Annotated in this window: 15 protein-coding genes; 13 read left to right on the forward strand and 2 right to left on the reverse strand. The window is 33.7% G+C overall.

Annotation, left to right across the window (positions count from 1 at the left end; translation table 11 throughout):
* The first annotated feature begins 176 nt into the window (after window positions 1-176).
* From ACFQU5_RS11870 to thrS, 10 genes are all read left to right on the forward strand, one after another.
* Window positions 177-995: a DUF3888 domain-containing protein gene (locus ACFQU5_RS11870; protein WP_390288004.1), complete on the forward strand. Its 819-nt coding sequence runs from the start codon at window positions 177-179 to the stop codon at window positions 993-995.
* Window positions 996-1,240: 245 nt separating this feature from the next.
* Window positions 1,241-1,612, forward strand: a complete 372-nt coding sequence (locus ACFQU5_RS11875) for a hypothetical protein (RefSeq protein WP_390288006.1) — start codon at window positions 1,241-1,243, stop codon at window positions 1,610-1,612.
* Between the two features lie 315 nt (window positions 1,613-1,927).
* Complete coding sequence (locus ACFQU5_RS11880) at window positions 1,928-2,296, forward strand: DUF5367 domain-containing protein (RefSeq protein WP_390288008.1); 369 nt, start codon at window positions 1,928-1,930, stop codon at window positions 2,294-2,296.
* Between the two features lie 693 nt (window positions 2,297-2,989).
* Window positions 2,990-3,232, forward strand: coding sequence for a hypothetical protein (locus ACFQU5_RS11885; RefSeq protein WP_390288010.1), 243 nt, complete (start codon window positions 2,990-2,992; stop codon window positions 3,230-3,232).
* Between the two features lie 888 nt (window positions 3,233-4,120).
* Entirely contained in the window at window positions 4,121-4,597 is a 477-nt protein-coding gene (locus ACFQU5_RS11890; RefSeq protein WP_390288012.1) for a GyrI-like domain-containing protein, read from the forward strand.
* A gap of 254 nt (window positions 4,598-4,851) precedes the next feature.
* Entirely contained in the window at window positions 4,852-5,076 is a 225-nt protein-coding gene (locus ACFQU5_RS11895; protein WP_390288014.1) for a hypothetical protein, read from the forward strand.
* Window positions 5,077-5,694: 618 nt separating this feature from the next.
* A complete protein-coding gene (locus tag ACFQU5_RS11900; RefSeq protein ID WP_390288016.1) occupies window positions 5,695-5,850 on the forward strand; it encodes a hypothetical protein in 156 nt (51 codons plus the stop codon).
* Window positions 5,851-5,929: 79 nt separating this feature from the next.
* Complete coding sequence (locus tag ACFQU5_RS11905; protein WP_390288017.1) at window positions 5,930-6,565, forward strand: FMN-dependent NADH-azoreductase; 636 nt, start codon at window positions 5,930-5,932, stop codon at window positions 6,563-6,565.
* 366 nt (window positions 6,566-6,931) lie between these two features.
* Window positions 6,932-7,435, forward strand: coding sequence for a GNAT family N-acetyltransferase (locus ACFQU5_RS11910; protein ID WP_390288020.1), 504 nt, complete (start codon window positions 6,932-6,934; stop codon window positions 7,433-7,435).
* 539 nt (window positions 7,436-7,974) lie between these two features.
* Window positions 7,975-9,894, forward strand: coding sequence for a threonine--tRNA ligase (thrS, locus tag ACFQU5_RS11915; protein WP_390288022.1), 1,920 nt, complete (start codon window positions 7,975-7,977; stop codon window positions 9,892-9,894).
* Window positions 9,895-10,522: 628 nt separating this feature from the next.
* Here the strand turns inward: thrS and sspO are convergent.
* A complete protein-coding gene (gene sspO, locus ACFQU5_RS11920; protein ID WP_390288024.1) occupies window positions 10,523-10,678 on the reverse strand; it encodes a small acid-soluble spore protein SspO in 156 nt (51 codons plus the stop codon).
* Between the two features lie 777 nt (window positions 10,679-11,455).
* On the reverse strand, window positions 11,456-12,397 hold the full coding sequence (locus ACFQU5_RS11925) for a LysR family transcriptional regulator (protein ID WP_390288026.1): 942 nt from the start codon (window positions 12,395-12,397) through the stop codon (window positions 11,456-11,458).
* A gap of 72 nt (window positions 12,398-12,469) precedes the next feature.
* On the opposite strand from ACFQU5_RS11925, the gene ACFQU5_RS11930 reads away from it, so the two are divergent.
* From ACFQU5_RS11930 to ACFQU5_RS11940, 3 genes are read left to right on the forward strand one after another with little or no spacing between them, the layout of a single operon-like run.
* The gene (locus tag ACFQU5_RS11930; RefSeq protein WP_390288028.1) at window positions 12,470-13,432 is read left to right on the forward strand and encodes a 2-hydroxyacid dehydrogenase; all 963 of its coding nucleotides are present in this window, start codon (window positions 12,470-12,472) and stop codon (window positions 13,430-13,432) included.
* A gap of 13 nt (window positions 13,433-13,445) precedes the next feature.
* On the forward strand, window positions 13,446-14,120 hold the full coding sequence (locus ACFQU5_RS11935) for an RraA family protein (RefSeq protein ID WP_390288030.1): 675 nt from the start codon (window positions 13,446-13,448) through the stop codon (window positions 14,118-14,120).
* A gap of 27 nt (window positions 14,121-14,147) precedes the next feature.
* On the forward strand, window positions 14,148-15,152 hold the full coding sequence (locus tag ACFQU5_RS11940; RefSeq protein WP_390288032.1) for a tripartite tricarboxylate transporter substrate binding protein: 1,005 nt from the start codon (window positions 14,148-14,150) through the stop codon (window positions 15,150-15,152).
* Window positions 15,153-15,189: the final 37 nt, after the last annotated feature.

Genomic DNA, 15,189 nt, shown 5'->3' on the forward strand with positions numbered 1-15,189 from the left:
TATGTTTATTTAGCTAGACAAGTGGTTTGAAAAATATTGAAAATGAAATCTTAAGTATGGCAGCTCTGTTAAGAGGTGCCTTTTTGCTTTATTACAAAACAATGGCATTCATCAGGGTTGTAAATTGAGGAAACATAATAAATACAATTTGAGACGCTGTAAGGTGGTGAATATAAATGAAAAAGTTAATAATTTTTATCATAGTGATTACTGAGATTTTTCTCCCGCTTCAAATGGCAAATGCAAATGGCCTATTGAAATCGGAGGATGTTGCTTCTATGCAAATAAACCGCACCTCCGGGGGTACACGTACTTTCAACGAAAACAATGGGATTGAAGAAGTTGCCATCCGGAAGGTCATTGAATTGATAAACACAGCAAGTTCAATAAAAGAAGCAACAGAATTAGAAATTAAAAAAACACCAATTGCCATATTAAAAATTAAAATGAAAAACGGTGATGTTGCTAGAGTAGAACCTGCTTATGATTGTCATGTTCAAGATCAAACAAACTTTTGTACTCTAGCAGATGGTGATGTCATCCTTACCCGAAATAACGATAAGATTCGATTGAAATCGGTTGAGCTTTTTGATTGGCTTCTAACAGGATGGAAACATGAAAGTACAACGCCACCTCAAGATACGAAAGAAATGTTGATCAATGATATATTAATGCTTTTATTAGGTCCACAAATAGATAAGGCGGTGAGCGATTATTATTCTAAATATTTAAATGAAACTCCATTGGTCTACCCATATCAAGTTGAAATCGTAAATATAGATAGAATTGGTGGTTTCCGTACGTTTGATTTTCTAATCACATTAGAAATTACACCAGTCGTTGGACCACATATTTCTGTCGGAAAAGACAGATTGACTTTTGAAATTTCGCCAACCATCATTCCTGGTCAAATCAAACTAATGAAATTTGAACATCTTGAAACACATGAGCTTCCTCCGAATTGGCAAGACATAATAAAATGGAGAGTCCCGTAAACCAATTAAGTTTGGTAAAGTAATTCTAAAAAGAAATTGGATAATTAGTTTAAATTTAATACAATTGAAATACTATTCATTATTCAACAATCGGGCGCTTTCCTTGAGTAAGGAGAGGGTCTTTCTTAATGAATAGGGCCATATTGTGGAGGAACAGATTTAAAGAGCAGTGTACATCGGAGAGATAATTAAACCTAATTCTGATATGGTTTTTTATGGTAAAATTTTGTCGAGGTGGTGTTTATTTGAAAAAATTTCTATTAAGTGTAAGTGTCATACTCTGTTTGATAATTGTAGTTGGCTGTAGTGACCGGGAAAAGGTTGAACAAGGAGAGTTTCTTTTAGGAGAATTTGGTGCTGATTTTAAGGAACAAACTTACCATTTAGTGGTACCAATAGAGTGGACGGGTGAATCCCCTATAGAAATAAAATCCGTACAAATAATCAAAGATGATGATAAACCAGTTACAAAAGAGGAAGATGGTATAGAATATGAAGTTTTTGGTGCAGATCCATTAAAGCAGACAGGGATTTATAGCGAACCAAATATAGGGAAATTAAAGGATATAAAAGATATAGAAATTGATGGTGAGGCTAAATTAGTATTTAGTATTTAAACTTTCTTAAAGGATGTTAAAAAAGATAGTAACCGAAGATTAAAAATTCAATTTAACATTAATCAAAAGGAAAGTGAACAAATAGTTGTCTGGAAAACTCTTGAGCAATTAACTACGGATAACAATTAAATGTGTTTACATATTCTATATTTCAACAATCGGGCGCGATTCTTCAATAAGAAGATCGCGTTTTTCCATTAAAGGGCCATTTTCTGGAATAAGAGAAGGAATTACTAGAAAGTGAATCGAACATTTAAGTTAAAGGTCAAGTTTGCTAAAGGGAAATATTTAAAAAGTGGTTTGGAGTGAAAAAAGATGTTTTTTCTATTTTGGGGATTTTTAGTTTGGTTAGGTGCTTCTGCTATATTTAGGTTGACTGGTCAATTTTTCTTTACCCCCGATAATCCAGTTTTATTAATTGTTTCCTATATTCTTGTTGTTCCTTTAATATTAGTCCTTACTCTCCCTATTTATCGGTGGAAAAATGTAAATGCTTATCAACAATTAAAAGCAGCTATTTTCATAGCTTTACCTGGAATGTTACTTGATACAATTGCTTTGATTTTCTTTTCAAATATTTTTGTAAATCTGGAACCAGAAACTGACCGAATATTTGGTTCTTGGTTATTATGGGCATATTCTTTGATTCTTCTTTCTGGGTTCTTATCTATAAAGAAATCTTAATAAATCATATTTTTAGATTATATATCCTGGTAATAGGTATTTGCATAGACTCTTCCGCAATCAGGGCGCAAATTCGGAATGGAATATTAGAAATAGTATAGTGCCAATCCGAATGTGGATTGGCATTATTTTTATAACTATAATCCCTAGAATAAGACATTTAAAACAAACGTTTGGATTTCGATTTGCACTCTTTATATAATTCAATTTATTATTTTATTGGTTGAATATACCGAACAATAGGTGCAGTTTTGCGGATGCGGTCACCATCATAACCACCAAAATATATGTCTTGAAAGAAAATGAAAGTAGGAAAGTAGAAATCAACAGTTAACTTCTACTTTCAAAGTAGGTTATTCAAACACGCTAAATCGGTTTGGGCATAACACTACTGAACAATTCGAAGATATTATGTAGTTGCGCGATTCTTTAATAAGAAGATCGCTTTTTTCCGTTATATAGCCATTAAATTGAATAAAAAACAAAAATGAAAAATTGGATAATTATGTTAAAATTGAGTAGGGGTTGTGAGAAATATAATTAAACTACGAGGCAGGTTTGTTCAATAAGGAATCACAATATGGAATGAGCATTTACTGTAAAACAAGATTAGGCGTATTAATGTCTAATAAAAAGTGTTGCAAAAAATGATGCACATTAGAACCATTTCGTTCAGTAAAGGAGGCAAGATAAATGAGTATAGTTTGTCCTCACTGTAATGCAAAGAGTGGTTTTTACATTAAGGAGACCGTTACAGGTACAGCTTATACTTATTACACAGAGAAAGGAGATTATGCCATAGATCAAACAAAAATGTACACCTATTTGAACCACATAGGCGGTAAAATCGCCTATTGTGTTGAGTGTAAAAAACGAATTGGGAAAAGTAAAGATTTAATTTCAGGTAAAACAGAAGAAAATATTGAATTCAGATAATGCTGAACAATACGTGGACATTATGCAGTTGTTTATTCAACAATAGGGCACAATTCTTAAGTAGAATTGTGCCTTTTTGCAGCAATAGGACCAGATTGTTAAATAACGTCTAAAGGAATTTGAATATTGATGTTAAAATTTTATGTGAGATTTATAGCACTTATAGAATAATAATTTTCGTTTCCTACTTTATAACAACTCTAATCGATACACTATTTATAGAACTTTTTAAAGGGAGGTGTTTATACTGATGCCGACGATACCAGAATCATTACAGCCATCAATCATTTATGCTACCACCGCTTATTTTTATTGTTTATTCCTATTTATTTTTTTTAGAATTATCGTTTTTAATTTTGCTCTAAAAAACATTAAACGCCCACTAAGTATCGCTTACGATATTACTCTTTTTATCATTACAACTATTTGGTTGCTTTTTCTACACTTACAAGACTTTATTTATTATAGTTTCGATTCCGCTATATTATTTTTTGCTGGTTCAGCCTATATCGTTTCAATATTTGATTTCATATACAATTATTTTTTATATAAAAAAAATAAATCCGCGAATTTATAAACTCGTGGATTTTTATTCCTATTGATTGTAAGGTACGTACCCAATAGCAGTCCACAGTCTACGACAACCAGTGAATATTTATACTTCAACTAACGAGGGCTTCGTATAGTTGAATAACGATCTTCAACAATCGGGCGCTATACTTAAACAGAATAGTGCTCATTTTTCATTAAAGGACATCTTACGGAATATCACCATCGATAATTCGGACATTTACAGTGAAACATCAAAAATAAACAGTGTGTTTAAGTTGGAAGGTTATTAACGATGATTTATAGAAACTGTAAATTATTCTATAAGGGGGGATTAAAGTGTCAGAAATAACAATTCAAAATAAGACTATTAAAGAGCTTGATGAATTAAGATTAGTAGGTTTTCGCGTTTTATGCCCCGGTGATCAATATTTAGTTGAAATACCCAAGATGGCATTAAAATTAGGTAGGCGTATCAGCGAAATCAAACAAGTTGTTAATCCAAACGAACACCTTGGTGCATTTATTGTTGAAAGTGAAACTTCTGATGAGGATGGTTACTGGGTTTGTGTTGTAGTAAAAGCATATGAGGATATTCCAGCTGATATGGTAACTCTAACAATACCACCTCAAAGATATGCTAGTCTAAGGCATAAAGGTCCCAATAGTAAAATAATTGAGTCATATAATATTTTACATAAGTGGATAGAAGGTAACAATTATGTGAGGCTAAAAAATAAGTGGCATTTAGAAAGATATTTTGATTGGAAAGAAACCGAAAATTTGGATGTAGAGTTGTTAGACACTATAGAATAAAGTCTTATTCAACAATCGGGCGCGTTTCTTGAGTAGAATTGTGGCTTTTTTATTATTTGAGCTATTTAGTTGAGAAGAAAATATATATTATCAACAAAGTGAACAATATAGAACAAAGAATAATTTATAAAGGACTGATCTTAATAAGTATAATTTCACTAATCAAACCATTAAGAAAGTATGAGGATTATGTTTATAGAGCAAATGCCTATGATCATTTATTCATGAGAAGAAAGGCAATCCGGATATTAAATTTGTCTACCAAACAACCAAATTTCAGCAAAGAAGAGAAATCAAGTGGTTTTATTTATTTGGGGATATTATATTCAAAAACAAAAGAATTTAATTTAGCTTCGGATTGCTATCATCAAGGGCTTGAACTAATGATGCATGAGAATTTTAATTACCATGACAACTTTAAGAAAGTCATTGAAACATTTATAAAAAGTGAGGATTTCGAAAGGGCAAAATTTGGTTAAACAATCTAATTCAACGACAAAGTTATGATAAAAAATTCAAGAAACTTGCTGAATTAGAAAAGAAAGTAAAGTAATCTTTATCCAACAATCGGGCGCAATTCTTGTAAAAGGAATTGTGCTTTTTTTAGTTAGTATTTTTAAAAGTCGTATCTTCATACATGAACCATAATGTTCAGAAAATGATGGATGCAGGCAATAAAAAGAGACTGTCTGACGAAGACAGCCATCTTTTGGAGGCCTAAATATTTAAGGCTGCGGTCACCAACATAACCACCAAAATATATGTCTTAAAAGAATATGAAGGAGGAAAGTAGAAATCTCTCGTAAACTTCTGCTTTCATATTATATTATTCAAACACGTTTTATCGGTCAGAGCATAACACCTACTGAACAATTCGAAGACATCATGCGCTAGCTTATTCAACAATCGGGCGCGTTTCTCTAAGGAATGCAGCTTGTTTCATTTCATGTCCAGATTGTGAAGCAACAGCTAATATCTAATTTCTACTAAGAAATTAGGCTTTTTATATTTTGGAAGGGATATCAAATAAAAATAACCAATTGATGTATGAAATATTGAAAGAGAGTTAAATATTAACACGATAGGAGGTGAAAAATTTGGAACAAAAACCTAATCATTATGACGGAAGTGTTCAGTTTGAAGATATCTCAAACAACGAGCCTAATTCAAATGAAACCTTTCAGATAACAGATGAAATGCGAGCAAATATTGGTGGTAATCCTTATTTTTATACCGGGAATGATAAAGAATAATTTTTTGCATACGTATTATAGCTTGAAAAATAGTAGGTTAAAACAAAACTGAAAATAATAAAACAGAGGGTGAAATAAGATGGCAAAAGTATTATATATTACTGCTCATCCTAATGATGAAACACAATCTTTCAGTATGGCTGCAGGAAAAGCATTTATTGAGACATATAAAGAAGTAAATCCGAATGATGAAGTTATTCATATTGACTTATATAAAGAGAATATCCCTCATATTGACACAGATGTTTTCAGTGGATGGGGAAAACTTCGAGCGGGTAAAGGATTCGAGGAGCTTTCAGCACAAGAAAAAGAAAAAGTGGAACGTCTTAATGAATTAAGCGAACAGTTTATCTCAGGAGATAAATATGTTTTTGTAACACCTTTATGGAATTTTTCATTCCCACCAGTAATGAAAGCTTATATTGACTCAATTGCAGTTGCAGGGAAAACTTTTAAATATACTGAACAAGGTCCAGTTGGTCTATTAACAGATAAAAAAGCCCTTCATATTCAAGCTCGTGGAGGGGTTTATTCAGAAGGTCCAGCCGCTGATGTAGAAATGGGTCATCGCTTTTTAAGCGTAATTATGAGTTTCTTTGGTATTCCTTCTTTTGAGGGTCTATTTATCGAAGGACATAACGCTATGCCTGATAAAGCACAAGAAATCAAAGAAAATGGAATTGCTCGTGCAAAAGACTTAGCGCATACATTTTAATTAATTGCATCTAAAATTAAAATTAATAACTTGGGGCTAATTCAAAGTCATCTCTATTTGCAAAAAATTGAGAATGAATTTGAATTAGCCTTTTTTATCCAAGATCATTCATAAAACTTTATTAATCCTCACTATAGTTACTCAACAAATATAGGTATTGCACAAGTTTATTATTACTATTATTTTTCATTAAGGGCCATTTAATTGAATAACGTTTTAAAGAAGTTAAGGAAAACTATGTAAAAACTAAGGGGATTGTGTAGTAATGGTTCTCTTAAAATAAAGAGGCAGGTTTGTTGAAGTGGTTTGTTGAATTTATAAGGTATTGAAAAAAATATTAATTCTAAATGGAGGGGTAAAATAAACTTGGTTAATGGAGCAGGTTTTGAAGTAAAAATTGCAGCAAATCACGACAGTAGAGTAATTATAAAAATGTTAAAGCAGATAGCTCAGTGGATGAAAGATAATGATATAAACCAATGGCGGTTTCTATTAGATGGTGGTGATGATAAAGAGATTGAACAAGCCATAATAAATCAAGAAACATACATTGTTTTAAAAGATAAGGATATTGTTGCTACGTTCACATTATTATCTAAACCAAGTGAATGGGATAGGCATATTTGGGGAAGTGATATTTCTTCAAATTCGCTTTATTTGCATAGACTTGCAATAATTCCTGCTTATATGAAGAAAGGTATAGGTAAAAGTATTTTGACCTGGATACAAGGCAATGTAATTGATAAAGAATTTCTTAAGTTAGATTGTGTTGCAGATAATGTCAAATTAAATAACTTTTATAAGTGCAATGAATTTGAACTTGTTGGTATAACGGATGGACATAGTAAATATCAAAAAAGTATAAAATAGAATTAGAATTTCTTCAACTAACGGGGGCTTTAGTTGAATAACGATATTCAACAATCGGGCGAGATTGTGGAGCAATACAGGTAGAAAAATAATCAAACTTTTTAATCTGAGGATTTATTACTTACAGGGGTAGTTTAAGAAAATTTACGAAGCGAACAAAACCAATAATAGCAACAAATATGGAATACATTCTCTGTAAGTTCCTAGGAATAAGGTGTTGACAATAATTTGGTAGTGCGTTAGATTAGTTACTAATTTCAATTTTAAAAAGCAATGAAAAGGATATGAATCGTTTTAGTGAAGGTCAAAAGAGAGGGAAATCACCGGCTGAAAGTTTCCCGATTGGACAAATCGATTTACTCCCTTGGAGCTATGCTAGGAAACTAGTGACGTTTACAGGCGTTATCTGTATCAATGAGCTACTGGTGTTACATGCAGTAGGAATTTGGGTGGAACCACGGGTATTCAAGCATATATTCGTCCCTTTGCGGATGAGTATATGCTTTTTTATTTACCAAAAAAGAAAAGGAGAGGTACTTATGTCAAATCAAGAAGTAACAATTCAATTTCCAAATGGCGAGCAAAAGCGTTTTGCCAAAGGTGTAACCCTAACCGAAATTGCCAAATCGATTAGTCTGAGCTTAGCTAAAAAAACAATTGCGGGAAGTGTAAATACGACGACAACCGATTTGACACGACCGATTCTAGTGGATGCTGAAATTTCACTGTATGACGCTTCATCGAAAGAAGGCTTATCGGTACTTCGCCATTCAACAGCACACTTACTAGCACAGGCAGTAAAGCGACTATATCCAGATGCAAAATTTGGCGTTGGTCCTGTCATTGAAAATGGTTTTTATTATGATATCGAATTGAATCATACACTCGTGCCAGAGGATTTACCTGTCATTGAGCGTGAAATGAAAAGAATCGTGAATGAAAATTTTGCTGTTGTCCGTAAGGAAGTATCACGAGAAGAAGCTGCTAACATTTTTGCACATGATTCCTTGAAGTTAGAGCTACTTGAAGCGATACCAATAGAAGAACTTGTAACAGTTTATGAGCAAGGTGAGTTTGTTGATTTATGTAGAGGGCCACATGTGTCATTTACTAATAAATTGCAACACTTTAAGCTCATGAATATTTCAGGTGCGTATTGGCGTGGCGATAGTAATAATCAGATGCTACAACGCATTTATGGGGTAGCCTTTGCAACGAAAGAAGATATGCAAGATTATTTCATATTCCTTGAAGAAGCAGAAAAACGTAATCATCGAAAGCTAGGGAAAGAATTGGAGCTATTTATGTTCTCTCAAGAGGCTCCCGGGATGCCTTTTTATTTAGCAAATGGGCAAATCATTCGTAATGAACTTGAAAACTTTTTACGCAATTTGCAAACAACTTACGATTACAAAGAAGTACGTACTCCACTGATGATGAATCAACGTCTTTGGGAGCAATCAGGACACTGGCAGCACTACAAAGAAAATATGTACTTCACACAAGTTGATGAGCAAAAATTTGCCTTAAAACCGATGAACTGTCCAGGACATATGCTGATTTATAAAAGTAATTTGCATTCGTATCGAGATTTACCGATTCGTTTGGCAGAGTTTGGGCAAGTACATCGCCATGAATTTAGCGGTGCATTAAATGGGCTACTTCGCGTACGTACATTCTGTCAGGACGATGCACATATTTTCGTAACACCTGCACAAATTGAAGACGAAATTGCACTAGCTTTACAGATTATTGATCATGTATATAAAGTATTTGGTTTTGAATATGAAGTAGAGTTATCGACACGTCCAAAAGATTATATGGGGGAGCTTGACTTATGGAATCAAGCTGAAGAAGCACTTGAAAATGTATTAAAAAGACTCGGCTTCACTTATAAAATTAATGAGGGAGACGGGGCATTTTACGGACCGAAGATTGATATTCATATTCGAGATGCGATTAAACGTAGTCACCAATGTGCAACGGTACAGCTAGATTTCCAACTACCAGAGAAGTTTGATTTAACATATGTTAATGAAGACAATGAGAAAGTACGCCCAGTTGTAATCCATCGAGCTGTATTTGGTTCAATTGATCGCTTCTTAGGTATTTTAATCGAACATTTTGGCGGCGCATTCCCACTATGGTTAGCACCACAACAAATAAAGGTTATTGGCGTTTCTGACGCACATACAGCTTATATAGAAAAGGTTACAACCCAGTTACGCCAAGCAAATATTAGAGTAGATATAGATAAACGTAACGAAAAGCTTGGTCGTAAAATTCGGGATGCGCAAATGCAAAAAATTCCGTATATACTTGTATTAGGTGATCAAGAACAGCAAAATGAGACTGTAACTGTACGAGCGTATAAACAGGATGGATTAAATACATTATTGATTGAGGCATTTGTTAAACAGATTCAACTAGAAATTCGTGATAAGAAATTACCTTTGTAAATTTTCATGTTATAAATACTTTGGGAACTAAAAAGGACTCACCAAAACCGATTCGTTTAGTTTAGTACCTTTATTGCTATTCTTTGGTTTGGAGTTGATTTTGTAATAAATGCTGCTTTTCAAAGTCAACGTTATAAACATTGCTACAATAAGAATTTTCAAGATTTTGTAGAAAACGTTATAGGGGTATTATCTAAATAAATACCTGTATTTGGAAACAATTTATTAACGCTGTAAATTTGCATTTTTTATTGCTATAACTTCAATTACATGGGTTTTAGTTAAATATGATATTCAACAATCGGGCGCTTTTCTTGAAAAAGGAAAGTGCTTTATGTGAAGTAATGTACTTAAACTATCGGGTTAGTTTAGTTAAAGAAAGATTGCGTGTATATCGAAAATTTACAAATCGTTTTCTTTCGGATAACAAGTATTTTCACCCTTCTCGTTTAAATATAATACGAAATCATCGGAAAGAGATTGTGCGTATGTATTATTGTAAGCGTCAAATAATCCCCACCTTACTAAAGATGGGGGCTTGTTGTATCATCCTGATAACTTATTAAAGACGATACACGTAATAGGTAATGTAATTCTTGACCTTTCAAGATCTAAGCGTCATTTTAACTCATTGGCGCTTTTTAGTTTTCTTATTATTATGTCTCTCTGCCGGTGTCAAGGGTTCGTTTGCAAGTTCATGATCAAACTCACTTGATAAATTCTTCCTTACTGCTTGCTCATCACTAACGTTTCCACTTAAATTTTTCTTCGGGCTGTTACTCACTATATACACCTCCATGATTTTAGTTTGCCACGTGGTGTCCTTAGTATGCATTTTTGTTAAATCGTATGATAATTGTTTTGCAATTGTTTATCACTATAAAAATTTTTATTGAACAATACGAAGAAACATTGTGGAGTAGCTTATTCAACAATCGGGCCAGATTGTAGAATAACATTCTTTTAACTCTATATCAAATTGATAAAATTTCATGATATGCTCAATACGTTCATTGACTGCTAACTGCAACTGTTCAGGCGCAATTCTGTAGCTAGAATTGTGCTTTTTCTTCATGAAAAGGAGCAGAATGTTAAGTAATTGCTGTTTTACTGTTGATAATGTTCCCGGTGGTTATTTAAAAGGTAAAAAAGCATCGGTAAAAATATGCATTCAAAAAGATAACATCCATCTCCACTGATATTATAGTTTTTTTTATGATTAACCTTACCGCTGAGTCCCATAACTTTTTGTGGGAAAGGGGGAATATAGAAGTCCGTCTTCAAAAGAGGCGGTTAGCAAACATAAATTTAGAACGCTGGATTTGTTATAAGCCTTTACAAAGTAAATAATCCAGCATATCCATGAATGCCCTTGATAGTGCCTTTGAAGGCTATCATGGGTGGAATGTATGTACTTCATAGACTGCTCGAAAATAACCCATCTTTCTTGGTAGGTTTTATTTAGGGCTAGTGCCATATAAGTTAAATTCTGAGTGGACCAATAAGCAGGTGACTGCCCATTTCCTTGGAATTTGTACAGCCACCTGTTGCTTTATCCCGCCTATATTAAATCTCTATAGATATCTTTAAATATATTCTCGAATATTTCAATTCCTTTTGCTTTTAGTGTTGTTGGATTTCGATGGGTTAGTTTATATAAAATATAATCTGGAGCTGGTGTCTCTAAAGGGAAGATTTCAATTGGCACAATTTTTTTTGCTTCATTCGCTATCGCTAATGGTACGATTGCCCATTTGTCAGGACCCGAAATTAGCTCCAGTAATACTCGAATACTATCTAGTCGAATTGGATGTGTATTATTTGGATCCCACCAGTACTTATGCCATGTTTGATAGTCGATACTAAAGGGCATAAATAATTCGTTATTTGAATCCAGTTCTTTTGGATGCACAAACTTCTTCGGATTATTACAATTTAGTTCGTGTTGAATAAATACCATCGGTGAAGAAAAATATTTTTCAACGACTACTTTTTGGTGAGATCGATTGAGCAGTGAAAATGCAATATCAATATTTTTTCTTTCAATTTCATCATATAGATTCCAGGAATGTAGTGTATCGATATTTAGTGTAATATTTTTGTTACGACCCGCGATCTTTTTAAAAATTGGCGGGAGTATGAATTGAATAGCACTGTCGATTCCTCCGACTTTTAGTAAGATATGTGAATGATGATTATGTAACTGTAGTGCCTCAAGGTGTAGCCTATGCCATTCCTCTGCAATTTTTGAAAATTCCTCACCTAACGGTGTTAGTAACACTCTTTTTTGACCCCTACTTCGTTCAAATAACTGAATTTGTAAATCCCTTTCCAATAATTGAATTCTTTGGCTTACTGTAGTTTGAACTACATTTAACTCTTTTGCTGCTTCACTGATTGTCCCCAATCGAATAACCTGAATAAACGTGTTTATCAGTTCAATATTGATAATATCACCCCTTAAATAGCAATTTTCATGATATTTTATATCAATAATAATCATTTTACAGAATTGTGTCTATTAAATTATGATTTAAATATCGAATATTCTGAAATCAAAAGATGGGGTGAAATTTTGAGAGATTTAATTATTTATTTTGAAAAGCCTTTACCTTTTACAATCGATACGTTTTCTAGTCATAATTTGGATAATTTTGATGTTGTTTTTTGGGAAAAATTAACATATGAAGCTAAAGAAGATGCATTGCTCCATGCAAAATATTTTATTACAGCCTCTTATCCAATTACAGCGGAGATGATCAATCGTTCTCCTAATTTGAAACTAATTCAGAAAACTGGAAGCGGATACGATAATATTGATATAAAGGTAGCGAATGAAAAAGGAATCATCGTTGCAAATACACCAGGGATTAATACAAATAGTGTGGTTGAATTGACGATTGCCCTAATTTTAAATCTATTAAGGAAAGTTAATTTCTATGATTCTCTCACAAAAAAAGGAGAGTGGAGAATGTGGGAGTATCGGGCAAGTAATTTTGAATTACGTGGAAAAACGCATGGAATCATAGGAATGGGTAACATAGGTAAAAAAGTGTCAGAATTATCTAAGTCATTCGGTACGGAAATTATTTATTACGATGTTTATCGGTTACCTACAGAATTAGAGAAAAAAATGAATATAAGATATGTGTCATTAGATGAATTGATGGCAAAATCAGACATTATTTCCCTACATGTTCCGTTAATGCCTACTACTTATCATTTAATTGGCAAAGAACAATTAGAAAAAGTCAAACCAACTGCAATTATCGTAAATGTTGCGAGAGGGAACATTATTGATGAGGGAGCCCTATACGATGCTTTACTTTGTAAGCGTTTACTAGGAGCAGCGATTGATTCTTGGTCAAAAGAGCCAGTCGAACCGGAAAATCCACTCTTAAAGTTAGACAATGTAATTGCTACCCCACATATTGCGGGTGGCTCTAGGGAGGCATTAGAGTCAGTATTAAAAATTTCACTTGATAATATTGCTAGAGTAAAAATGTCACAGGAACCGTTGGGTGTTGTTCATATCTAAAGGGGGAACTACTATGGGAAATATCGGAATGAGAATTTATACAAAGTTTGAACGTCCGGAACAAGAGATAATGGAGTCTTTTAAAGGGATCCCTACTTCTGTTATTGCGGATAATATGAACCGTATGTACTGCATGAATTCAAAAATAAAACCTATTAATCATGTACCGTTAATCGGTTCAGCATTTACCATTAAAACGAGACCTGGTGATAATTTATTGGTCCATAAAGCCATTGATTTGGCAAAAGAAGGGGATATTTTACTCGTTGATGCACAAGGTGATTTAACGAATGCGATAATTGGAGAGTTAATGGTGCTATGGGCGAAGAAGAAAGGGTTAGGTGGTTTCATTATCGATGGTGCCATTCGTGATTCGGACTCTATCGCAAAGATTAATTTCCCGGTATATGCTGCGGGGATTTCTCCGAATGGCCCATATAAAGACGGACCAGGCGAAATTAATGTGCCAGTTGTTTGTGGAGGTCTTGTGGTAAGACCGGGGGATATTATTGTTGGCGACCAAGATGGTGTTGTTGTAATTCAACCTCAAGATGCACCTGTCTTACTAACGCAAGCAAAAAATAAACTAGCACAAGAACAGCAAACTATGAAAGATATTGAAAATCTAAATTGGGACCGGGATTGGGTCGATTCAGAGCTTGTTAAAAAGAACGTAACAATCTATTAAAGTATACGATAAAAGGGGATGGGATAGATGTTGAGGTTCAAAAAGTTCGGACTGGGGATTTTATTTGTATTGTTGTTTTTGGTTGGATGTAGTAATACACAAGAAGGTGAACAAGTAGCTGTTAGTGGTGGAGAATCTAGTGGGAAATATCCAAACGGACCTATAAAAGTAATCGTTTCTTATTCTGCAGGTGGAAGTTCAGATATTGGTGCGAGAACGTTAATGACATATGTAGAAAAAGAACTTGGTGTACCTGTCGTAGTCGAAAATAAGCCGGGTGCTGGTGGTTGGGTAGGTTGGGAGCAACTACTTAATGAAGAGCCAGATGGTAATACAATTGCTTTAATTAACACTCCTAATCTAATGACTGGCTATATGGATCCAGCAACAAATCGTCAGCAAAGTCTAGAAAGTTTTGACTTGATTGCCAATCATATTACGGACCCTGGTGTAATAGCGGTTAATAAGGATGATGATCGTTTTAACTCAATTGAAGATGTCTTTGAGTATGCAAAGAATAATCCAACAACTACAACTTCCACTGGTGTTTTAGGTGATGATCATATTGCATCACTAAAGTTAAACAAGAATTTTAATACACAGTTTAATGCAGTGCATAATGGCGGTGCCGGAGAAAGTATTACGGCCATTTTAGGTGGACATGTTGATGTATTGTTTGCAAATGTTGGCGATGTTACTACACTTTACAATGATAAAGAGATTAAAGTTCTTGCAGTGATGGACAATCAGCGTTCTGAATTATTACCAGATGTGCCAACACTTGCTGAAGCAGGGTATGAGGATGTTGTGTCATGGTCATCTCGAGGTTATGCTGCACCTAAAGGTGTAGATCCAGAAAAATTAGAAACTTTAAGAAATGCTTTTGAAAAGGCCATTAACAATGTTGAACAGGCAGAGATTATGAAAGAATCCGGCTTAACGGTTAACTATTTAAATCATGATGATTACTTGGAAGAACTACAATTAGAAGAAGCAGGAATCGATGATATTAAGGATTTATTAAACTGGTAGGCTTAAGATTTGTCATAAAGGATGAGCAGAACTCATC

This window comes from Ureibacillus sp. GCM10028918 (genome assembly GCF_042666115.1).
Taxonomy (GTDB): Bacteria; Bacillota; Bacilli; order Bacillales_A; family Planococcaceae; genus Ureibacillus.